At 64.9% G+C, this 22,481-nt stretch carries 19 protein-coding genes; 10 read left to right on the top strand and 9 right to left on the bottom strand.

Features of this window, described 5'->3' with window-relative positions; genetic code table 11:
* Positions 1-345: 345 nt before the first annotated feature.
* Complete coding sequence (locus AAGA68_22020; GenBank protein ID MEM9387747.1) at positions 346-1,515, top strand: low temperature requirement protein A; 1,170 nt, start codon at positions 346-348, stop codon at positions 1,513-1,515.
* Positions 1,516-1,776: 261 nt separating this feature from the next.
* Here AAGA68_22020 and AAGA68_22025 read toward each other — a convergent pair whose 3' ends face one another.
* The 3 genes from AAGA68_22025 to AAGA68_22035 form a co-directional block, all read right to left on the bottom strand.
* Positions 1,777-2,559 (bottom strand): SDR family oxidoreductase, encoded by a 783-nt coding sequence (locus AAGA68_22025; protein ID MEM9387748.1) that lies wholly within the window; start codon positions 2,557-2,559, stop codon positions 1,777-1,779.
* A gap of 81 nt (positions 2,560-2,640) precedes the next feature.
* Positions 2,641-3,099: a PaaI family thioesterase gene (locus AAGA68_22030; protein ID MEM9387749.1), complete on the bottom strand. Its 459-nt coding sequence runs from the start codon at positions 3,097-3,099 to the stop codon at positions 2,641-2,643.
* A complete protein-coding gene (locus AAGA68_22035) occupies positions 3,096-3,989 on the bottom strand; it encodes a neutral zinc metallopeptidase (protein MEM9387750.1) in 894 nt (297 codons plus the stop codon). Before AAGA68_22035 ends, AAGA68_22030 begins: the two co-directional genes overlap by 4 nt.
* Before the next feature lie 130 nt (positions 3,990-4,119).
* Here AAGA68_22035 and AAGA68_22040 point away from each other — a divergent pair, with 130 nt between their 5' ends.
* Entirely contained in the window at positions 4,120-5,358 is a 1,239-nt protein-coding gene (locus AAGA68_22040; protein ID MEM9387751.1) for an aminotransferase class V-fold PLP-dependent enzyme, read from the top strand.
* Between the two features lie 3 nt (positions 5,359-5,361).
* Here AAGA68_22040 and AAGA68_22045 read toward each other — a convergent pair whose 3' ends face one another.
* Both AAGA68_22045 and AAGA68_22050 read right to left on the bottom strand, forming a co-directional pair.
* On the bottom strand, positions 5,362-5,748 hold the full coding sequence (locus AAGA68_22045) for a DUF423 domain-containing protein (GenBank protein ID MEM9387752.1): 387 nt from the start codon (positions 5,746-5,748) through the stop codon (positions 5,362-5,364).
* Entirely contained in the window at positions 5,745-7,610 is a 1,866-nt protein-coding gene (locus tag AAGA68_22050; protein MEM9387753.1) for a carboxylesterase family protein, read from the bottom strand. Before AAGA68_22050 ends, AAGA68_22045 begins: the two co-directional genes overlap by 4 nt.
* A gap of 138 nt (positions 7,611-7,748) precedes the next feature.
* On the opposite strand from AAGA68_22050, the gene AAGA68_22055 reads away from it, so the two are divergent.
* Entirely contained in the window at positions 7,749-8,240 is a 492-nt protein-coding gene (locus tag AAGA68_22055; protein ID MEM9387754.1) for an asparaginase domain-containing protein, read from the top strand.
* A 32-nt stretch (positions 8,241-8,272) separates the two neighbouring features.
* Here AAGA68_22055 and AAGA68_22060 read toward each other — a convergent pair whose 3' ends face one another.
* Complete coding sequence (locus tag AAGA68_22060) at positions 8,273-8,923, bottom strand: LON peptidase substrate-binding domain-containing protein (GenBank protein ID MEM9387755.1); 651 nt, start codon at positions 8,921-8,923, stop codon at positions 8,273-8,275.
* Between the two features lie 219 nt (positions 8,924-9,142).
* Between AAGA68_22060 and AAGA68_22065 the strand changes: the two genes are divergently transcribed.
* A complete protein-coding gene (locus tag AAGA68_22065; protein ID MEM9387756.1) occupies positions 9,143-9,631 on the top strand; it encodes a pilin in 489 nt (162 codons plus the stop codon).
* A 53-nt stretch (positions 9,632-9,684) separates the two neighbouring features.
* Here the strand turns inward: AAGA68_22065 and AAGA68_22070 are convergent, their stop codons facing one another.
* Positions 9,685-11,514, bottom strand: coding sequence for a M14 family metallopeptidase (locus AAGA68_22070; GenBank protein ID MEM9387757.1), 1,830 nt, complete (start codon positions 11,512-11,514; stop codon positions 9,685-9,687).
* Positions 11,511-12,065: a hypothetical protein gene (locus tag AAGA68_22075; protein MEM9387758.1), complete on the bottom strand. Its 555-nt coding sequence runs from the start codon at positions 12,063-12,065 to the stop codon at positions 11,511-11,513. The genes AAGA68_22070 and AAGA68_22075 overlap by 4 nt, the downstream gene beginning before the upstream one ends.
* Positions 12,066-12,684: 619 nt before the next feature.
* Between AAGA68_22075 and AAGA68_22080 the strand changes: the two genes are divergently transcribed.
* From AAGA68_22080 to AAGA68_22105, 6 genes are all read left to right on the top strand, one after another.
* Positions 12,685-14,019, top strand: a complete 1,335-nt coding sequence (locus AAGA68_22080; protein MEM9387759.1) for a selenium-binding protein SBP56-related protein — start codon at positions 12,685-12,687, stop codon at positions 14,017-14,019.
* A 140-nt stretch (positions 14,020-14,159) separates the two neighbouring features.
* Positions 14,160-14,774, top strand: coding sequence for an SCO family protein (locus AAGA68_22085; protein ID MEM9387760.1), 615 nt, complete (start codon positions 14,160-14,162; stop codon positions 14,772-14,774).
* A gap of 172 nt (positions 14,775-14,946) precedes the next feature.
* On the top strand, positions 14,947-16,407 hold the full coding sequence (locus tag AAGA68_22090) for an MFS transporter (GenBank protein ID MEM9387761.1): 1,461 nt from the start codon (positions 14,947-14,949) through the stop codon (positions 16,405-16,407).
* A 173-nt stretch (positions 16,408-16,580) separates the two neighbouring features.
* On the top strand, positions 16,581-17,684 hold the full coding sequence (locus AAGA68_22095; protein MEM9387762.1) for a hypothetical protein: 1,104 nt from the start codon (positions 16,581-16,583) through the stop codon (positions 17,682-17,684).
* Positions 17,685-17,906: 222 nt separating this feature from the next.
* Positions 17,907-18,527 (top strand): sigma-70 family RNA polymerase sigma factor, encoded by a 621-nt coding sequence (locus AAGA68_22100; GenBank protein ID MEM9387763.1) that lies wholly within the window; start codon positions 17,907-17,909, stop codon positions 18,525-18,527.
* A 10-nt stretch (positions 18,528-18,537) separates the two neighbouring features.
* Entirely contained in the window at positions 18,538-19,173 is a 636-nt protein-coding gene (locus AAGA68_22105) for a hypothetical protein (protein MEM9387764.1), read from the top strand.
* Between the two features lie 12 nt (positions 19,174-19,185).
* On the opposite strand, the gene AAGA68_22110 is transcribed toward AAGA68_22105, so the two are convergent.
* Complete coding sequence (locus tag AAGA68_22110) at positions 19,186-22,314, bottom strand: CHAT domain-containing protein (GenBank protein MEM9387765.1); 3,129 nt, start codon at positions 22,312-22,314, stop codon at positions 19,186-19,188.
* Positions 22,315-22,481: the final 167 nt, after the last annotated feature.

A 22,481-nucleotide genomic window follows, 5' to 3' on the forward strand; every position in this document is an offset into this window, starting at 1 on the left:
CTAGAGAGTCCCATGCTGCGCCGACTCGCACCATGAGTCGAGCGCACACCGAAAGTGCATACGTGCAGCACTACTCGTGCGCGGACTCCCAGCGACCTACCGATAGGCACCTCAGGTCGTCGCGCGACTGCACGCAAGGTGTGGAATGACGCGCGTTTACACCCGCATCGCCTCGTGTAAGCCTGTATCGTCCAGGCGCTCTCGCCCGCGTAGCGCACATAGATAGATAGTTGCACCTACAAACGATTTCCCGTGCACCTCGAGGCCGTTCGAGCACCATGTGGGCGCCGCCCGTCGGAGCTTCCTAAGATCGTCGACCAACCCTCAACGCAGGAAAGGTATCGCATGCTACGGCGAATCCCGCTCACGGCGAGAGATAGCGAGGAGGCGCACCGGGGGGCCACCCAGCTGGAGCTGTTTTTCGACCTGGTGGCCGTGATCGCAATCGCTGCTGCCACGCACGAGTTTCGTCACGCTCTATCGAGCGGACACGGTGCACAGGGCATAGTGCAGTTCCTGATGGTGTTTTTCCTGATCTGGTGGCCCTGGCAGCAATACACCTGGTTCTCGTCGAGCTTCGACAACGACGACAGCGTGCAGCGACTCGCCGTCATGGTGTTGATGCTGGGCTTCATGGGCATCGCGGCCAGCGTTCCGCTGGTGTTCTCTGGCGGGGAGCGAGGCTCCCTGCTGATGAGCTACGCCCTCATGCGCGCCGTGCAGCTGTTCCTGTGGCGGCGGGTCGCGGCCCACAACCCAGAGCATCGCGCCACGGCTAATCGCTACAGCGCGTGTCTAGGCCTCACGTTCTGCTACTGGGTGGGCCTCAACGCTTGGGCGCCAACGACGGTCCACGCGTGGCAGGCATGGGTGCTGCTCGGCTACGGACTCGAGCTTGCGGTGCCGCTGGTGGCGAACGGACCCAAGCGCACGCCATGGCATCGTGGTCACATCGTCGAGCGCTACGGGCTGATGATGATCATCACCTTGGGTGAGATCCTGCTCTACAGCGTCGAGGCGTTGCGCCTGCTCGTGGGGCCGGCCGGGGATCCGGCCGTTCTGCCGCTGGTGCTCTGCGGCCCCGCGATCACCTTCGCCTTGTGGGCGCTGTACTTCTCAGGCGAAGGTCACCTCGACACCTCGGGCTACTGGCCTGTCTTCTCCTGGAGCTACGGTCACTTTCTTGTGTTCGTGGCTGTGGCAGGCGTCGGCACAGGCCTAGGAGTGAGCATCGACACCCTCCAAGCACCAGCCCACGGCGTTGCCAGCGCCAACCTAGGTCACCTGGCCATCTCAGTACCCGCGGGCTTGGCGACGTTCGGCCTGTGGTTGGTTCGAGACCGCACGCACTTGGCAGGCGTAGGCGATTTGCCACTCGTAGCTCTTGCCGTCCTGATCGCTGTTTCAGGGATGGGGCCGTTTGCGCCCTTCACGACCTGCGCGCTGCTGATTGCTGCCCTGGCTTGGCGCCAGTATTGGCTGCGCGCTTCAGACCGTACGCCAATCGCCCGCTAGCGACACGGCTCGCGCGCCAAGACCCGCAGGTGAGCCGCCCTGGCCTACGCCGTGCGTCGCTGCGCCGGCGTTTCGCCCCCAGCTTCCCTGTTCGGCGCTCTTGTCGAAGCCCACGGCCCAGGCCGGCGACAGCATCGAGTATCTTACTATTGAATTTAATAGGTCAAGATGAACCCCCCGCAGCGGACATGGCGGCCCGGTGGAGCGAATGCTCGCTTGTCGGGTCGATAGGCTCGCGACACGGGGCGCCGTCTCTTAGGCTTAGAGCGAGCGAGTGCGGCCACCGTCGACGGGCAGATTGATGCCCGTGATGTAGGCGGCCAACGGTGAGGCTAGGAACGCGATGGCGGCGCCCTGCTCCTCTGGCTTGCCGAAGCGGGCGGCGGGCACGGAGCTGCGCGCCGCATCCGCCATCTCCTGCGCTGTGCGGCCGGCAGCCTTGGCCTGCATCTCGAACAGATAGGCCAGGCGCTGCGTGTCCGTGAAACCCGGCAGCAGGTTGTTCACTGTGATGCCCTCGGCGGCGAGCTCTGTGGCCAAGGTCTTGGACCAGCTCGCGACGGCGCCACGAATCGTGTTCGATACGCCGAGCCCGGGGATCGGCTCCTTCACAGAGGTGGAGATCACATTGACGATGCGCCCGTAGCGGCGCTCGCGCATGCCGGGAAGTACCGCCTGCACCAGCGCCTGCCCAGCGACGATGTGCTGCGTAAACGCCGCGCCCAAGGCAACGCTGTGCGCATCCGCCACGGCGCCGGCAGGCGGCCCGCCCGTGTTGTGAACGAGCACATCGGCCCGCCCTGCAACCTCACCCAGCGCATCGGCAAGGGTCTCGGGCTTGGTGTAGTCGACGACCCTGTAATTGTGGGCCTGACCCTCGCCCGTAGCGAGCGAGGTGAGCGTGCGCTGCAGGTCGTCCTCGCTGCGCGCAAGCAGGGTTACGCTGGCCCCAGCCTCGGCCAGGCGCTGAGCCGTTGCAGCGCCGATGCCCCGGCTTGCGCCGCCGACGATGGCCCGTTGCTGAGTTAGATCGATCGACAACACGAGGCGTTCCTCACTCCCAATCCGACGATCGTGGGATTGTAGCGCGCCGCGAACAGTGCGGGCCGCCAGGGCGGGCAGAACTTAGGTCAGTTCGCGCGGAACGCCGAGGTCGAGCCCCTTGCCGGGCAATACCATCAGCGTTGACGTGCCGTGGGCGATGAGCCGGCCCTTGTCGTCGTGAACGTGGGCCTCGGAGTAGCCGATCGTGCGCCCCATGCGCACCTTGCGGCCAGTGGCGCGCAGCTCGCCGCCGGTCACCGAGGATAGGTAGTTGAGCTTGAGGTCGACGTTGACCAAGCCGTCCTGGGCCGAGGGCAGGGAGAGAAACACTGCCCAGAAGGTGGCCGTGTCAATCAAGGTGGCGATCACGCCGCCGTGGATGATCCCGAAGGGCTGTAAGTGCTTCTCTTGCCCGGCGAGGGCAATGACGCAGCCCTCCTGATCGATGTCCGCGATGGTCATCGACATGAGCGCTGGGTAAGCCGCGTGACGAACGCTTTCCTTCACTGCCGTGACGTAGGCTGGGTTGATTTGACTCATAGCTGATTGTAGGGAATGGAATAGGTGTCGCCGTCTTCGATGCGCCCGCTCTGAAGGCCCTTCTCAAACCAGCGCATGCGCTGCTCGGACGTGCCGTGGGTGAAAGCGTGCGGGTCGATGCGTCCCTGAGCGCGCATCTGTATCGCGTCGTCACCGATCTGATTGGCCGCCTGCATCGCCTCCTCGATGTCACCGCGCTCAAGGTAACGCTGGTTGTGGTGCGCCCACACGCCCGCGAGGAAATCCGCCTGCAGCTCCAGGCGCACAATCCACTGGTTCTCCTCGCGCGTGCCCCGTTTGGCATTGACCTGCTTATCGAAGCCAAGGAGGTTCTGGATGTGGTGCCCCACTTCGTGCGCGATAACGTAGGCCTGTGCAAAGTCGCCAGGTGCCTGGAAGATACGGGCCAGCTCGTCGTAGAAACGCAGATCGATGTAGATGCGCTGGTCAGCGGGGCAGTAGAACGGCCCCATGCGCGAATCGCCAAGGCCGCAGCCGCCGGTGTTGATACGATCGCGATAGATGATCAGCTCCGGCTCACGGTAGGCCTGGCCGAAGCGGCCAAACTCCGAGTTCCAGACGTCCTCCGTGTCCGCCAGCACCACGGCGACGAACTGGAAGAGCTCCTGTTCCGCCGCTGTCGGCGTGTACTTCACCTGCTGGGAGGTGGGTGCGCCGCCGAGCAGCGTGGCCGGGTTGATCAAGCCGAGCTGCCAGCCCACCACGCCGATCACCCCGAGCACGAGCACGCCCTTGAGGCCAAAGGTGCGCAGCACCATCTGCAGCAACATATTGATCCCAGCCCCGCCGAGGCCACCGCCCCCGCCCGACATGCGCCGCCCGCGCGCGTCGGTCACGTTGTCGCTGCCGCGTCGGCCTCTCCACTCCATGGTGCCTTCCTCGGTCGATTCCCCGGGCTTAAGTGTAGTGCAGGTCTGGTGCAGGTGAACGCGATCCGTTGACCTAGGCGGCCCGCAACGGTGAAATCCCGTGAACTCCCGCGCGAGCAGAGAGAACCGCATGTCCACAAGCGCCACCCTCGACGTCGACTTTGCCCGGCACTGCTTCCCGGCCTTCCGCGAGCCGGACCTACAAGGCTGGGCCCACTTCGAGAACGCCGGCGGCTCCTACGCCTGCGCGCCCGTCATCGAGCAGCTAGATCGCTTCTACCGCGGCAACAAGGTGCAGCCCTACGCCTGGTCGGCGGCCTCCGTGGCTGGTGGCGAGGCCATGGACCGGGCGCGCGAAGGCCTGGCGAATTGGCTCAACGTCTCCACCGACGAGCTGCACCTCGGCCCCTCGACTACGCAGAACGTCTACGTACTCGCCCAAGCCCTGCGCGCCCACGGCAAGCAGGGTGATGAGATCATCGTCACCAACCTCGATCATGAGGCCAACGTGGGCGCGTTTCGGCGCCTAGCCGACGATGGCTTCACCGTGCGCGAGTGGCGCTTCAATCCCTACAGCGGGGACCTCGATCTCGCCGCGCTCGAATCGCTTCTCAGCGAACGCACGGTGCTGGTCGCCTTCACCCACTGCTCTAACATCGTCGGCACCTTCAATCCAGTGACCGCGATTTGCGAACGGATTCGTGAGGCCGGAGCGGTGAGCGTGGTCGATGGGGTGTCCTACTGCGGCCACGGCCTGCCGGACGTGCGTGCGCTGGGCGCGGACATCTATCTGTTCTCCCTGTATAAGGTCTACGGCCCCCACCAGGGCGTGATGACGATGCGCCGGGCGCTCAACGAGCAATGGCCATCGCAGACCCACTTCTTCAACGCGGGCAAGGCGAACGCACGCTTCGTGCCCGCCGGCCCCGACCACGCCCAGGTAGCCGCATCCGGGGGCGTGGTCGACTACTTCGAGTCGCTCTGCCTGCACCAGGGCATCGCCGACCTGCCCCTACGCGCGCGTGCCAACGCCCTACACGACCTGATGCACGCCCACGAGCAGTCGCTGCTCGCGCCGCTTCTAGACTTCCTGGACGATCACCCGCGCGCCAGCCTGGTCGGCCGCCGACAGGCTGTCGGGCGAGCCCCGACGGTGGCGGTAGATACGAAGCGCCATCCACGCGACATCGCCCAGGCGTTGGCGACGAACCATCGCGTAGGCGCGAGCGCCGGGCACTTCTACGCGCATCGCTGCATCGAGGCACTCGGCATGGAACCGGAGCGTGGCGTGTTGCGCCTGTCCTTCGTACACTACACGAGCCAGGCAGAGATCACGCAGCTGATCGAGGCCCTGGACGCACAGCTCTAACACCTAAGTCTTGGACTCGGCACCTATTCCAAACACTAATAGGAGCCAACCGATGATCAGCGCGACCCCACCGAGGGGCGTGATCACGCCGAGCATGGGGGCATCTAGGAGCACCAATGCGTATAGCGACCCGCTGAACAGCACTACACCGACGGCGAAGCACAGACCGGCCCAGGTGAGCAGCCCCGTACGCGGCTGACGACACGCCACGACGCCCGTCAGCAGCAGCGCCAGCGAGTGCCACAGGTGGTAGCTGGCTGCCGTCGCGAAGGTCTCTAGGCGAGCTGCACTCACCTGCCCCTCAAGACCGTGGGCACCGAAGGCACCTGCGATCACGCCCACCGCCCCGAACGCCGCCCCCGCCCGCATCAGCAGCGTCGCCTGGCTCATTCGTTGCCCCCGAAGATCGGCACGCGCGGCACGCCTTGGCAGCCCAGGGAGGCGCGGTCGGCAGCGTGCGCTGCATCGAAGCCCAAGGTGATGTCGTAGAGTCGGCAGCGTTGCCTGTCTTCGAGATAGGCATCAGCACGCAGGGCGTCGAGGTAGTCGACTTTGGTGATGCGCTCGCTCACGGCGCGGACTCCGCCATCGCTCGAAGTGTCGAGCACCATCAGGCCTTCGGCATCGGGCTCATCGGTGATGGCGGGCCAGACCGGCGCTCCCGTGCCGCCGCTGCCCGGGGCGCCGTCGCGCACGAAGGCGGCCCAGTAGCCCATCATCAGGCGGCTCAACTCGCGCCGACCCGCTTCGTTGCGCTTGTGGTATAGCATCTTGGTGTTAGGCCCCACGTCGTAGTGTCCAAAGATGAAGGCGACCTCAAGGCCGTGCCCAGCGCCAGCGATGGCTGACAAATCGACGAAGCCAAACTTGCCCTCCTCATCCCAATCCCAACGATAGGTGAAGAAGGGACCGGAGGCACCGCCCTCAAGCATTGCGCTGACGGGGCGATCGACACCGAAGAACTTCCACGCGCGCGAACGGTAAAAGGCTTCGCGCTCGTAGCTCACCGCATCCTTGCGCCACAGGGGTAGGCCCGCCACCTGCTGCACCTGATCAGGCTCGAAGGCCATGAAGAGCTTCGCCTCATCGCGCGTGCTGCCGAGCATCACCGGCATTTGCTGCCATTTGCCCTCCCGCAGGAGTTGCAGGGTCGGCGTGAGGGGCAACACGTGGCCGTCGCGGATCAGCGTTGGCCCCTGAGCGCCCAGCGAGTAGGGACTGGCCTCGTACAGCTCGAAGAGCCTCGCCACCTCCAAGGCGCGCAATCGCGAAGCGATCTCGCCGTCGGCCAGCTCTTCCTCTGCCCGCCGCTTGGCCGCTTCGCGCTCGCCACCGAGTGACTTCAGCACGATCTCCGCGGAACTGGTGTCGTTGCCCGGCGCCTGGGCATCGTCCCGATAGTGGCTGGCCGCCGCCACGGACGCCGTGGTCGTGCCGCCGCTCTGGGCGATCGCGCGGTGGAAAAGGCCCTCGGCTAGGGGCGAGACGAGCAGGCTGAAGACGTTTCGTCCACCCGCCGATTGGCCGGCCACGGTTACCCGTTGCGGATCACCGCCAAAGGCATCGATCTCCGCACGTACCCAATGGAGCGCGGCGATCATATCGAGAACGCCGTAGTTTCCGGAGCCGTCCTGTGCCGTGCCATCGCCAAGGGCGCGGTGGTAGAACCAGCCGAGCGGACCGAGGCGGTAGTTGAAGGTCACCACGATCAATTGCTGCTCGGCGGCGAGGCGAGCGCCATTGTAGAAACCGCTGTGACCGACCACATTGCCACCGCCGTGAATCCACACCAGTACCGGCAGGCCGGCGGCGTCACCGCCGCGTGGTGCGTCGGCAGGGGCGTAGACATTGATGGACAGGCAGTCCTCATCGCCCCAGAGTTCACCGTAGGTATCGGCAGGGGCCCCGCCGAGGGGGCTGCCCGTCTGCGGGCAAGCGGATCCGTGGACGATGGCCTCTCGCGGCGCCTTCCAGGGTTGCGGCGGCCGCGGAGCCCGCCAGCGCAAATCTCCAACGGGCGGTGCGGCGTAAGGTATTCCGAGCCATACGTGAGCCCCAGGAGACGCTAACGCCCCGGTGACGGGTCCGGCTGACGTGGGGACCAAGGTATCAGTCGGCAACGGTTCCAAGGTCGGCGCTGTATCGCGGCTGCAGCTAACGGCAGCAATCGCCAGCACGAGCACGGCCAGAACCAGCACCGGATCTCGCCAGGCGAACCTAGCGATCGCCACTCGGCTAAAGCGCCTCAGCATTCATCCTCCCTTGACATGGCTCCACGTGTACCCCATCAGCGCCGCAGTGTATCGTGCGCGAACCGGGCCGGGGAGCTCGCGTCAATCGATGTGACGCGCGTAGGCCCCCAAGCATCGCCCAAGCCACGGAGCAGCCCCATGCAAGTCGCGATCTTCACCACCGGTGGAACCATCGACAAGGTCTACTTCGATGCACGCAGCGAGTTCAGTATCGGCGCCCCGCAAATCCCGCAAATCCTGCAGGAGGCCGGCGCAGGCTTCGACTACACCCTGACGGAGCTGATGCACAAGGACAGCCTCGAACTGACCGACGCCGACCGAGCGCAGATCCACGCGGCGGTAAGCCGCTGCCAGGCCACCCACGTGCTGATCACCCACGGCACCGATACCATGGTGCAGTCGGCGCGCACGCTTGAGGACATCGCAGGCAAGACCATCGTGCTCACAGGTGCCCTAACCCCGGCGCGCTTCCGCTCCACCGATGCGTTGTTCAACACGGGCATGGCCGTGGCCGCCGTGCAGGTCTGCACCCCGGGGGTCTACATCGCCATGAACGGAGAGATCTTCCCCTCGCAGGCCGTGCGCAAGAATCTCGACGCGAACCGCTTCGAGCGGGTGCCGATGGCCTAAGGCAATCGCGACAGTAGGCGCGTACCAAGCGCTCACACCGCGCTCTGCAACACCTCGTCGATCACCTTCAAGCGCTCACTCACCTGCGTGGTCTCGAGCACGGACTGCATGAGATCCGGGTCGAAGCGCAGGAATTGGAAGACCTTGAAGGAGAACACTGCGGGACTGAGCGAGCGCCAATCGTCCTGTTCCAAGGCGTCAGCCAGCTCCGGACTCTCGTCGGCCACGATGCGCACTAGGCGTCCGTTGATCTCCCGTTGCAGCTCGCGCGAGACGTCTTCTTCGCCGTCCGGTTCGTCCTCCAGAGCCGTCGCCTCGACGATCCGATAAGGCAAGGTCTGCACTTCCCGTCCTAACACTAAGCGTTGTTCAACGCGGATCACCGCGTGCAACCGTCCGTCATCGAGGGTTTCGACGATCTCCCCACAGCCGGCGGAAAACACCTCGTGCGGCTGATATGTCGCCTGGTTGCTCGAGAGCGCTTCCTCCACCGATTCGTGCTTGCGCCCCGGATGTATCTGCTTTCGCGTATTAGGAATACCAATCAGACGCTCCTGTTCGATCGACTCATTTAAAAGCTGCCGGTAGCGCGGTTCGAAGACGTGTAAGGGCACGATCGTGCCGGGAAATGCCACGAGATCCGGAATCGGAAACAGGGCAACGTTGGTAGGGATGCTGCTCATTGAGATGTCTCGTCGTGGGCGTATCGCCGCGGCCCGTTATGATCACAGGGGAAGGTTGTCGCCTGGCGGCGGCACTCGATCCGCACATGGGACGTGATCCGCTACCCTCCCCTCAGGTAGGATGACGCAAAAGAGCCAGTGGCGGCCACCGACGTTTGTGGCTCCCACGCAACGGAATGGCCATCGGCAACTCCCTTGCCGACCCTCCAAGGACGGAAGATGAAAGCAAGAGGCTTTACGCTGATCGAGCTGATGGTGGTTACGGCCATCGTCGGTATTCTTACCGCGATCGCCGTCGCTGCGTATCAGCGCTACGTGACTCGCGCCTACGTGGTCGAGGCACTGACGATCACGGGCGGAATTAAAACCCGCGTCGAGGACTACTTCTCCTACTTCGGCGAGTTCCCGGACTCCAATTCGGTGCTCGACCTGCCGGTGCCCACCGAGATCAGTAGCGATGGCGTGTCCGCCGTCGCCGTTTCAGAGGGCGCGATTCACGTGGAGTTCGCCAGCGTCAACGCCGCCTTAGGCGAGCGCATTCTGAGCTTGCGCCCGAGTCTACGCGACGACAACGCGGGCGCCACGGTGGCGTGGGTGTGCGGCTTCAGTGGGCCCCTCGAGGGGATGACCGTCTTCGGCAACAACTTGACCACCGTCGACGTGCAGAATCTCCCCGCGTCCTGCCAGGGATCGTCCGCGACGCCTTAGGCGACCTGCCGAACGACGCCGAACCGCAGCGGTCCATCGTACCGGAGATCGACTCAGAAGGTCTCGATCACCACGTCGCTGAGCGTACAGCTAGGCCGCTCCACCGCCTGCAGTCGCAGGGTGCGCCCGGCGAGACCGCCCGGCAGGAAGCGGGTGAGGGTCGCCGTACCCGTCGCATCGGCGTTCCCCACCGCCAGCACGCGGAAGTTGGCGATGTCCGCGAACAAGCCCGGGCAGCCAGGCACTTCCGTCGCCCCGGGGGCGCCACCGACCAGCACGAAGTTGCGCTGCCCCGGCGTCGCGCCGGTGATCTCGAAGGTGTTCACAACCCCGGCGTCACCCGGCAGCGGTGGATTCAAGATGTAATCAGGAACACCGCCGTCGCCGGTCACGGTGATCAGCAGGGGCTCGGCATCACGGTAGATCTGGCCGACCACCGTGTTCACCTCGCTGGGGTCCACCTCATTGCGGAAGACCTCTCCCTCCTCCGTGCGAGCACGGACCAGGAAGCTCTGTGGCGGCAAGGCCGGATCGGGATTGCTCTGACCGAGGAGTGATTGATCGACTCTCGCCACCGGCGATAGGAAGTACTCCCCCGGCGCGTCGATGCTCACCTCGGCCGTGAATTCGCGCGCTGGCTCGAAGCATGCGCGACCGCTCACATCACTCTGCGATGCACTCTGCTCATCGAAGTCCACCCGAGGATCCGCCGACCTACCCCAACGCACGCGCGTATCGTCCACATCGAAGCACCCGCGCACCTGCCAGCGCACTTCGAAGGTCTCGCCCGCTTCCACGTTGGTCGGCACCTGGTCGCGGTTGGCCCACTGGACGAACGGATCTGTCAGGTCAATCGCCGCCAGGGCGATACGCACGTTCTTCGGGATGTAACCGTCTTCAGCACCGCCCGGCGTGAGCAAGTCCGCATCGCCGCCAAGCAGGTTTTGCGGCGGGCGCTTCTGGTTGGAGATCTCCACGGTGTAGCTGATGGCACGGGCCGCATCGTTGGGGAACTGGGCATCCGCGTTGTCGGGGTCCCAGCCGGGCGCGTAGGACGAGTCGTCCAGCGGACCGATCACCGCGCCGAGCAGGTCGTTCGATGTGCCCACCGGGTAGAAGCCGCGGAAGGGGCCGCCGTACTCGCTCATGAGATTGCCGAGCGCATTGGCAGCACGCTCGTCAGGGCTCTCCGTGTTCTGGCGATGGATCGGCGTGCCCCATGGATGGATGATCAGCTCGATACCTCCGTGGTAATCGAGCATAACGCGGAAAGCGTGACGCCGAGACAGCTCCCAAATGGCCCGGCCACCCACGGTTGAGAGGGGGATGTCGTCGTCGCAGAAGAAATCGCACGCCCGGTCGTAGATGTGATCGCGATTCATGTCCTCGTTGCCTTCGGCACCGGGACTGGAGCGACGCCCCTCCGAATACCCCTGGGGATTCGCCAGCGGCATGAAGTAGATCTCGCGCTCATCCACCAGGGCCGTGAGCCAGGGGTCTGAGCCGTAGCTCTCGAGCAGCAGCCGTGCCGTCTCGATGGCGACCTCGACACCGACCACCTCATCGCCATGCTGCGTACCGACGATCAGCATCTCGGGCTTGTCAAGCCCAGTCGCCTCGTTGGTGATTCGCAGGATGAAGTGCTCGAAGCGATCGTCTCTCGGCAGACCGTAGTCTTCCTGCGCGGTGCTCAAGCGGGTTAGCTCCGGATACTGCTGGGCGAGCGCCTCCAGATCCGCCTGCACCTGATCGTAGTCGCGATAGGTGAAGGGCGTGGCGAGGACGGACCCGCTGAGCAACATCCCGGCGGTGAGGGTGAGTGCGGCGCCAGTGCGGCGGTGAGAGGCTAGCACGGGTGCCCCCGGCAGCTGCGGCCGGCTCACTCGTGCACCTCCCCACGAATGCTGACGCTCACATCGCCCACCTGACCACTGGTCAGGTCGTAGCGCGCGAAGAAGACGAGGTAGCGATGAACGATCTCGAAGCTGGCCGGCAGGCGCGGACCGCGCAACATCAGGTAGAGCGCATCGTCGTCGGCAGCCAGCACTTCGGCGCCGTTGAAGTGTGGCTCGGCAGGCGGGTGCCAGCCACGGGTCGCTTCGACGTGGAAGCGCGACAGCCCCACCACATCGAGGGCACCGATCTCCTCCCAATGGGCGTGGGCAAAGGCGGTCAACTCCCGCACGGCATCGGCCTCGGCCGGGTGCGCATGGAGGCGTGCACTGCCGCGGGATGCGCGGGCCGCCGCGAGGATGCCCTGCGGCGCTTGGCCCTCCGGGACGGAGTTGAAGGCCAGTGATGTCGGCTGCTGCGCATCGACGGCGCCGGCGGTCAGTGCGGCCCCCAACAGAAGGGCCGTGAGTCGGGCGAGCCCCGGCGAGGTGCGAGCGTGCGCTCGGCCCGCAGGATCGGCCCACTTGTCGTCTTTTTGCATGGAATAGTCTCCTTGAGTCGAACATCCATGTTCCTGCGGTCATTATCGCCGATGGATGCTCGGCACGGGCGAAAAACTGCCCTTGTCACCGCGCCGTGACAGCGCTTCACGATATCGCCACCGCATTTGCAACATGCGGTCGCAGCCGCGCCAAGGCGCAGATCAGCGAGAGCTAGGGCGATCTGACGGATGCGCAAATCCGGACTACCACCAGCGACGGCCGCCGATGTTTCCTGCATCTTCAGGGCACTCCCGCAACCGGCGCCCCCTAATCATCTTATTCGGTGAAGGCGTGGCGATCTGCCGACAGACACTTCCGTCGATGCCGCCGGCGCGCCAGCGACCCAGTGGGCCGCTTGGTAAATGAGGTAACGCTCAGTCTGCGTCGGGGCCGCGTCAGCAAGGCGCGTCGCGCAGCCAATGGCATCGCCATTGGCAAGCGATGCAACGCCGCGGACGCTGCCCCTGGGCAGACCCTAAGGGCGAGTAGCACGGCTCTTCAGCTAGCTCTTGAACCGCCGAACGGTGACTCGTAGGCTGGCGATAGGAGCACATTCAGGGAGTTGCACCCATGTTGAAGTCACGTTCCCGCCGTCCCCTCGGCACACCGGGATGCTCGATGCTGGCGCTCATCGCTGGCCTCAGCTTCGGCCTCGGCGCTGCAGGAGATGAAACCTGCATGTCCCCCTACATGGCGAAAATCGTGGGCCAAGAGGACTTTGTCTACATTTGGACCGTGGGCGTCGAAGGCATGGGCGACGGCGAGGACAAGCTCGTCACCATCGACGCACACCCGGATTCGCCCACCTACGGCAAGGTGGTCGCGAGCCTCTCCGTAGGCGGGCGCTTCGAGGCCCACCACAGCGGCTTCACCGACGATCGCCGCTTCCTGTGGGCCGCCGGCCTCGACAGCAGCCACATTTTTATTTTCGACGTGCACACCAATCCCGCCGAGCCCGAACTGGTCAACACGATCGATAACTTCGTCGAGGCAACGGGCGGCGTGGTGGGACCGCACACGAACTATGCGACGCCGGGGCGCATGCTGATCAGCGGTCTATCCAACGCGCAGGACCACGGCGGCCGCACGGCACTCGTCGAGTACTCGAACGCCGGTGACTACATCGCCACCTACTGGATCCCCGCCGCCGACAACCTCTACGGCGCCGAGCAAACCGGCAAATTCGCAGACGGCTACGGCTACGACGTGCGGGCCCTGCCCCGGCGCAACGCCCTCATCACCTCGTCGTTTACGGGCTGGAGCAACTACATGACTCCGCTAGGCGACATCATGGCCAACCCCGATGCAATGGCCGCCTTCGGCAACACGGTGGTGATCTGGGACTTGCACACCCGCCAGCCGAAAACCGTACTTGACGTGCCCGGCGCCCCCTTGGAGATCCGCTGTGCCTGGGGCTCGGACCATGACTACTGCTTTACGACCACGGCCCTCACCTCGAAGATCTGGCTGATTCACGCGGACACGAAGGGCACCTGGTCAACCACCGAGGTCGGCACGATCGCCGATCCCTCGAAGATCCCCCTCCCCGTGGACATCTCCATCGCGGCCGACGACTCGTTGCTTTGGGTGAACACCTGGAACGACGGTACCACCCGCGCCTTCGACATCTCCGACCCCTTTAAACCTGAACAGGTCTACGAGAAGAAGCTCGGCGCCCAGGTCAACATGCTGTCGCAAAGCTGGGACGGCGAGCGCATCTACTTCACCTCCTCGCTGCTCGCCAAGTGGGACAAGGTGGATGCGCCAGACGGTGAGGACCTGCAGTACTTCAAAGCCTTCCAGTGGAACGGCAAGGCGCTGGAGCCGACCTTCGCCATCGACTTCCACGCCGAAGGCTTGGGCAGCCCTCACCAGATGCGCTTCGGCGCCTACGCCCTCTACGGTCAGGAACGACCCGCGCCCGCACCGGCGAGCGCTCGGGTGCAACCCTGAGCACGCCGGCGGACGGTCGACGACGCAGGACCGCCCTCGCCGCGCTACTGCCGTGCACGCTGCTGTCAGCGGGGATTGGCGGGGCTGAGGAGAGAGCCGAGAATCACCATCGCCTGCACCTGCAGCGCCAGGCGCCCCAGGTGCAGGCACCTGGCTACGGCAAGCTAGCGTTTGACGCCCCCGCGCCAGGCTCCTACCGGCTGCCCGCCCTCGGGCCGGCAGCCGATGGCCACGTGCTGCGCAGCGACGGCAGCCCCGCACGCCTACACGAGCTGATGGGCGATCGCCTGACGGTGCTGAGCTTCATCTACACGCGCTGCCCAGACCCGAACGGCTGCCCCCTCGCCACCCACGTGCTCAAGCGCCTGCGCCGGGAAGTGAGTGAGCGCGACGCCCTGGCCGGCAAAGTGCGCTTCCTAACCCTGAGCTTCGACCCCGCCTGGGATACGCCACAGGTCATGCGCACCTACGCAGCCCAGGTGGCACCCGAGCCCCAGGGAGAGGCAGGGACGCCGTGGTTCTTCCTGACCTCGGCCTCACGGGAGGCGCTAACACCCATCCTCGAAGCCTACGACCAGACCGTGATCGAAAGCGTGGACGAGCACGGTGCCTCGCTCGGCAGCTACTCGCACATTCTGCGCGTCTACCTGATCGATCGACGCCAGCGGCTACGCAACATCTACAACGTTGGCTTTCTCCATCCCGACATATTAGCGGCAGACCTACTCACGCTATTGAGCGAAGAGAAAGGCTGAGCCCGGCTCGCTCCGCGAGCGCTGCCACGGTGACGGCCAGCCAGCCACGGCTATACACGGGCCAGCTCACGCTGCCTAGGCGGCGCTCTCCGCTCGTGCGCCTTTCCCTCAATCCTTGACCTCAAGCAAACTTGAGGTCTGAGACTGTGGGAAACACCGAGAGGATCCCACCATGAGTTCAGGTCACGCCCAGGACGAAGCGGCGAACGCCACCCAGGAGCGCCTGCTCGCCCCGGCCTACCGTCGGGCCACCCTCGGCATCGTCGTCCTCACCTCCTTAGTAGCCTTCGAGTCGATGGCGGTGGCCACCGCCATGCCGATCGCGGCGACCCAGCTCGATGCGCTCTCCTGGTACGCGCTGGCCTTCGCAAGCACCCTCGCCGCAAGCGCCGTCGGAATTGCCATCGCGGGTATCTGGAGTGACGCACGGGGGCCGAGCGCACCCACCTGGTGCGCGATCGGCGCGCTGGTGCTGGGGTCAGCACTGGCCGGCCTTGCGGATCACCTCACCCTGCTGTTGGTCGGTCGGGTGGTACAGGGGCTCGCCGTCGGGGCCATCGGCGTAACCCTGTACGTGCTCGCGGCCTCCTCCTACCCAGCCTCCATGCATGGCCGCGTCCTGTCCGCCATGTCCACGGCCTGGGTGCTGCCTGCCCTGATCGGGCCAGCAATAAGTGGACTGATCGTCGGTACGCTCGGCTGGCGCTGGGTGTTTCTGCTGGTGGCCTTGGCTAGCGCACCGGCGGCAATGCTGCTCGCACCGATCCTAAAGTCAAGCGAGGCAAGGCGCGGTCAGCTAGCTCCGCGGGCCGGGTCTCGGGTCGGATGGTCGATCGTGGCGGCAGGCGGCCTGGCCCTCACCCACGCCAGCGGCCACAGCGCCGGCGCGTCGAGTCAGGCCTTGAGTCTCGTCATGGGACTAGGATTGCTCGCGCTCGGTGCACGGGCGCTCCTCCCTGCGGGCACGTTGCGCCTCGCCCGGGGATTGCCGAGCGTCGTCGCGGTGCGTGCCCTCGCCGCGGCAGCCTTTTTCTCTGCCGAGGCCTTCGTGCCGCTGCTGTTGATCGAGCGTTACGCCTTCAGCGCAGGGTTGGCAGGCCTCAGCCTCACAGGTGCTGCTCTAGGCTGGGCGAGCGGTGCCCATTGGTACAGCCGCGGGCGCCAGGAACGCGATCCGCGTGGGGTGCTCCATCTGGGCGCGTTCATCATGTTCACGGGGCTGCTGCTGATCGTGGCCGTGCTGGCCTTCGCGCTACCACCCACGCTGGTGATCGTCGCGTGGTCGATCATGGGCCTCGGCATAGGCATGCAGCGGCCAGCACTCGGCGTGCTGCTGATCCGTCTGGCCCCGCCCGGCGCCATCGGTGCGAGCGCATCCGCGCTGCAGATGGGGGATGCGATCGCCATCGCAGCAACGCTCGCCATCACGGGGGGTGCGTTCGCCGCACTGCACGACACCACCGCAGGACTCGCCTACGGTCTCGTCTTCGCCGTCAGCATGGGGCTGCTGGCCATCGCCGCAGTCGGTGCAGAACGGGTGCTGGCACCGCGTGGCACCCGAAAATCGCGTTCGCCCAGCGTGACCGGCGCTGACTCCAAGATCCCCTCGGATCAGGCGTTGCCCGGCAGGTGAGGTCACGAGCAGCGAATGCCCATCGCACGCGCTTTCCTGACACGCTAGACTGCAATTGCCATAAAGAAGTCGTGCTACCGGGGACATGAGTGAGCGCCGTGCCGTCCGTGTACGGTCGCCGCCCGTATCGCTGCGACGCACAACACTCTCGTTAGGGATTAGGGGGAAACTACATGAAAGCAACCCATTGGCTGGCGCTCGTGGCCAGTGCGTCGATGTGCTCATCGGTCGCGCTCGCCCAGGACAGCTTCGACAGCGACAACGACGGATTCGACGACAACAGCGACAACTGCACGCTGGTCGCGAACCCGGATCAACGTGACACCAACGGCGATGGCTTCGGCAACGTATGCGACGCCGACCTGAACAATAACGACCTCGTCGACCGCCCGGACTTTGTGATCCTGCGCCAGAGCATCGGCGATCAGGAAAAGGACTTGGACGCCGACCTAAACGGTGACGATCGGGTCGGTCGCGAGGACTTCTTCATTCTGCGCGACAGCTTCGGTCAGAAGCCCGGGCCCACCGGCGCTCACCCGGATATCCCCGCGTGCAACTGCTACTTCTCCGGCGACTGCGTCGGCAACGATCAGTTCTGCGACTGGGGCCCCGCAGGCTTTACGGTCGAGGACATCTGCTGGTGGCGTGATCCGAAGCCCACCCAGGCCGGCAACGGCTGCTCCACGGAGTACGAGGGCCCTTGGGGACCGATCTGCGACGGCTTCTGCACCAACTCCAACTTCGGCTCATCCGTAGGGCATGAGGACCCTGCCATGCTGACCGAAGCGGTCGAGCTGTGGGCGGGCGCGATGCTCAAGCCCGCCCGCGGCGGCGGCGGCCCCGTCGACGATGCCCTCGCAACCCAAGCGCGGGCCGTCGGTTTCCTATCGGAGTACTCATCGGAGATCGTAGGTCGCAACACGGCGGACTTGCTCGGCCTCGCCTCGAGCACCAAGTTCTACGACTACTTCTGCCACTTCGAGCACCATCCCAACGAGGCAGGAGAGGTGGTAAACCTAAAGGGTGATAGCTGCCGCCTCAGTGCCGCCCGCATCGCCATCGACGCGCTGACCACGGAGATGCGCTCCCCTGGGCAGGGTGCGCCGATGATCCAGCAGATCGCGGACGTGTGCCCTGAGTGGCAGACCATGTACGCCCCGCGCTGCCCGAGCGGGCCGCAAGCACTGGCTTGCGTGCAGGAGACGGTGGAAGCCTTGGCTCGCTTCTTGACCACGCCGCGTGCGCCGGTTCAGCGCTCGATTCTCGATTACCTGTAATCGGTCTTAGGGGGCCGGCAGCCGCTCATCGCCGGTTGCTGGCCCTCCGTCACACTTTTTCACCCGATCCGCCGAGCGGCATGCGAAAACGGCGCTCCTCAGCTCACCTCCCCCAAGGGAACCGCTATCACTGGTGCGGTTTTCGGTGGAGGACGCTCAGAGGGCCCCAAGTTGCACGCCGCCAGCCTCGACAGTTATCCGTTTCGATCGCCATTGACGGCCGTGCATCGCGCGGCGCGGGTAAGTCACGTCCAAAAGAGCAGAACGACGGCTAAGAAATCTGATCTAGAGCGCCGCATCGCAGCGCTAGTCGCCGATTACCGACAGGGCGACTCAACGGCTGCTGGCAAAATCGTCGCCCACATGCAGCCAGCCCTGTGGGCGAAGATCCATGCGCGAGTGCCATCCCCTCTCGTAGACGATGCCTATCAAGAAAGTTGGCTGCGGTTTTTCAGGGGCTTAGACACAGACGTTAACCCTGATAGCTACATCGCCTGGTTCCTAGGCATCGCGAGGATCGTGGCCCTCGAGATGATGCGGGCGGAGCATCGCGAGGCGCCGCTGCCCGAAGATGCAGACGATCGCTATCAGGACGAGACCCCGACACCCTCTCGATTGGCCGAGGCTTCTCAGCTGCGTGCTGCCATCTTCGAGTGCCTCGGCAAGATTCCCGAACGCTACGGGCGACTGCTGGTCGGCCACGTCCGCGGCGAACCCCGCGAGCGCTTGTGCGAAGAACTCAATCTCTCCATGGAGAACTTCGGCAAGCTCCTTTACCGCGCACGCAAGTCGCTGCAACAGTGCTTGGGTCCGCTCTCACGTTTCTTCGACGAGGACGAGTGAGGGTGCGCTAATGAATCGAGACTACATCATCGACAACGACATCGTAGGGCGCTATGTCGCCGGCACTCTTTCCGAAGGCGAGTCCGAGGCCTTCGAGCTGGCGTACTTCAACGACGAGGAGCTCGCCGCCATGGTGCTTACCGAACAGCGCCTAAGGTTTGCTTTAGCGCCGCACAAGAATGGTGCGGTAACTGCGTTCCCGCACTGGAGCAGCCGCCGCAGCCTGCTAACTCGAGTCGCCGCGATGGCCGCCGTCGTCCTGCCCACCGCCTGGCTCCTTAGCACATGGCAGAGCTACGAGGGAAGTTCACCGAGAGTCTTTACGCAAGTGCTCACCCTGCACTCAGTCAGGGGCGTGGGCGGCGGACCGAGCCTGCCGGCGTCGACAGACTCAAACGCCATGGTCGCCCTGCACATCGACGCTAGCCAAGTACCCAAGACAGCGCGCAGCGCCGTGCTGATCCCCGACGGCCTCAGCGCCCAGCCCCTGGCGAGCTTCGAGCAACAGCAAATCGATCAGAGCAATGGGCTCATCATCCAAGTGCCTGCGATCCAACTGCCCCCGGGAACCTACGTCCTCGAGCTGCGCGACAGCGACGGAGCGCCGGCGCGAAGCTTACCCTTCCGAATCACCCTGCCTGATTAGTCTCGAATCAGCCTATTCGTAGCGGAACAGCTGCACATACTGCCAGGCGGCCATCGCGCCGACATCGTCGGTCGATACCGCAGCTCGCTGCGCCCGAACCAGCGCCTCGAACGGTGCCTGACCGGTGCCCACTCCGCGGTAAAAGCGCTCCATCAAGGCGTTGTAAGCCACGTCCTCGATCGGCCGCAGCGCCCCCATCACTTCGAGCGTGCCTAGTTCGAGCAAGGGCCGCACGATCGACAGTGCGTGGGGCAGGCGGTCGCTGTAGGCCGCCGTGTCACAAGCCGCCAGCACGACCAGCCTCGGCGCCGTCCTACCGTCTGCCTCAAGCGTCTCCAGATCATGCGCTGTGATGGACTCGAGGAGGTCACCCGAGGTATCTCGCTGCAGCACAAGTCGAGACCGCGAGGGATCGACTAGATCCACTTCGCCATGGCCCGCGTAGTGCAGCAGGTCCGCGCTGAACAGCGCCTGCTCGAAGGTATCTTGCGTAAGCGACGCGCCCCGATGAAGCGAGACCGCAGCGCCGAGCGCTGTGAAGACCTCCTCTATCACCTGCGCATCGCGAGCCACAGCCGCCAAGGCGATCGTGCGGTCAGCCTCGGGGTCAGCAAACACATCGACCTGGCTCCAGGTAGGGGCGGCAACGGACCGCTTTGCGTTCGCTCGCAGCTCCACGGCCACATCAACGTAAAACTGCTGCACGAGGTAGAGTTCTACTTCGCGATCCCACAGGGCAGGCCAAGGCAGCCCGAACAGGGGACCATCGGGAACGATGTGCACGCGCGCATCCGCCCCTAGATCCGAGGTCATTGGGCGAATTAGCGCGTCGTACAACTGTGCGAGCGCTGCCTCACGCCCGCCGGGGACGGGCACCGCACTAGTGCCCGCCGCGCGCTCTACAAGAGTCTGCCAACTGGCTTGTCCCGTCGCTCGCGATGGGGCTTCGAAGAACACTAGCTTACCGGCAGTGTCGATTCGCCAGCTCACGACCGCATTGCCTAACCAGGCGAATATCACAGTGACCTCGTCTTGCCCCCGGCTGCCCTCGGGCGTGGCCGCATCGATGATGGCCTGAACGCTCTCGTTGCCGAAGCGATCCGGCTGACGGCTTCGCACTAGCGTGGCCAGAGCTTCCTTGTGAGCGCCGCTGCGAATTTGAGCCCGCAGCTGACGTTCATACGCCGTTCGCTCAGATTGATAGCGCCAACGCCTGATCTCGCGGTCGCCTGCGGTAGGGAGGCTATCCAGCCGTTGCAACAGAATGCGGAGCTCCTTGTCGGCTTGTTCCGTTTGCCCTAGATTGTCGAAGGTTCGCACCAAGGCCTCACGCGCCATCAGCTCCGAACTCGTCGTCCCGTTTTCCTCGTAAAAGGCCGCAGCCGTCTGCAGCGGCGAGAGTGCCAGAAGCGGCGACTCGGTCACCATAGCGAGCCCCACCTGTAACTCGACGAACACCTCGTTCAGCCTTGCTTCGTTGGGATCGCCGGTTTCCCGAACGGCCTCGCGGGCTGCAGCGAAGTCCGCTTGCGCAAGGGCGAGCTTGCCAAGTTGCAATCGACCGCTGCCGCGCACGACGTGCGCTTCAACGCGGTACGTCGGCTCGGCGTCATTGGGTAGGTTTCGAAGCGTACAGTCGGCGTACAACTCGAGCATGTTCACTGCATCAGCAAGGGCTGAGATCCCAGCCCCGAGGATGCAGAGGGTAGCAATCGTTTCCGGCGGTAACGCTGCTTGGCGCGCGTCCTTCAGGGCGTTGACCAGGGCGGCGGAGGCTGCATCGTGATTGCCAAAGGCACCGAGCGTATTCGCATGCAGGGCCGCGATGCGCGCCTGACGTACCACGTCATGCCCACCGGACAGAGCGGCTTGCGCGTTGGCATAGGCGGCCACTGCCTCCTCAGATCGAGAGCGACGCAAGGCAGTAGACCCGAGTCGCTCGAAGCCCCGTGCGACGACGATGGGATACTCGCAGCTGGTGGCAACCTCGAGGGCCGCGTTCAGCGCCTCGAACTGCCTGGCGTCTTGATAGCGCTGCTGCGCGAACAGAATTGAGCCCTCCACCAGGCGCGCCACGCAGGCCAAGGGGCTGCCGTCCTGTGCCAACGCCGGATACACACTCGCGGCTTGCTCCCGAGCGAGTGAGACTTCCCCATTGCGGTCTAAGGCCATCGCCCCTGCTAGCTCGCGAACGAGCCGTCCTCGCTCAGTGGTTTCCCGCTCGCAGAGCCAGGCGAGCGTATCGAGTAGGAGGGAGGGGGCGGTTAGGAGCCGCTGCAAGTCACCGAGGCGCTCGAGTACCGTGCTCCTGTCCCCATGGCAGCTGCCCGCCGGATCGTTCCCGATGGCCTCGAGCAAGCGGCCGTCATCGAGGAGGTCACTCGCCAGTTCACTGCGCACGAGTTGCCGTACTGCGGGGTCGCGCTGCGCCGCGAGCATCGAAGGCTCGCTGGCGATCTGCCCTACCGTTGCCCGCACGGCAGCACGTGCCTCGCGCGCAGTTTCCAGATGACGAAGTCGTCTCTTTGCGGTGCTCTCCCAGTCGTCTTGGCGCGCGTTTGCAAGGTAGGCGCGCCATGCTTCTTCGGCGGCCATCAACATCCCCATCGATTCGAGGATGAGCGCGCGATTGTAGAGTGTGCGTGGTTCGTTCGGCGCCAGCGCCAGCGCGCGCCCAACGGCGATTAGCCCCGCCTCATAAGCTCGCCAGTCCGTGTCGTCTCGCCGCGCGCTGTAGTACGCCGCCGCCAGATCGTTCCAATGCCAATCGGACGCCTCGTTGCCCTCTAGGTGAAGCTCCATCAACGGTGCCGAGCGAGGCCGATCGCTGGGCAGGGACAGAAACCACAGGGCCCACTGGTGATCGTCGAAATCGCCAGATGACGCCTGGAACGTCCGCAAGCGGGCCTGGCTCGCAACGTCGGGATCCATGATCTCGCCGCAATCGTCTCTCAGGGCATCAGCTAACACGGGGGCACAGGGGATAGCGGGCCCATCGGCGGAGACCCGTGCCTCGCTCCAGCGCCCGGCTTCGAACAGGGGCGCAATGCCCCGAAGCACCTCGGACTCCGTCTCTACCGGGTTGCACCCCGCCAGGAGCAGCGCGCTGAGGACACCTAGGAAGAAATCAACCTTGCGCAAGCCTTGCTCTCCAGTGCCTTCGCTAACAAGGCCGAATAGTAGTCGATGGGTCGCCGCGGAAACGCGACCCCGGATGCCTGCTCGTCAGCGATTGAAATTTGAGGCGAGAGAATTCGAGCCGCGGATGCACTAGTTAGTAGCTCTATCAACAAAACAAGCGGCTAGGA

It is taken from the genome of Pseudomonadota bacterium, from assembly GCA_039193195.1.
GTDB lineage: Bacteria > Pseudomonadota > Gammaproteobacteria > Steroidobacterales > JBCBZW01 > JBCBZW01.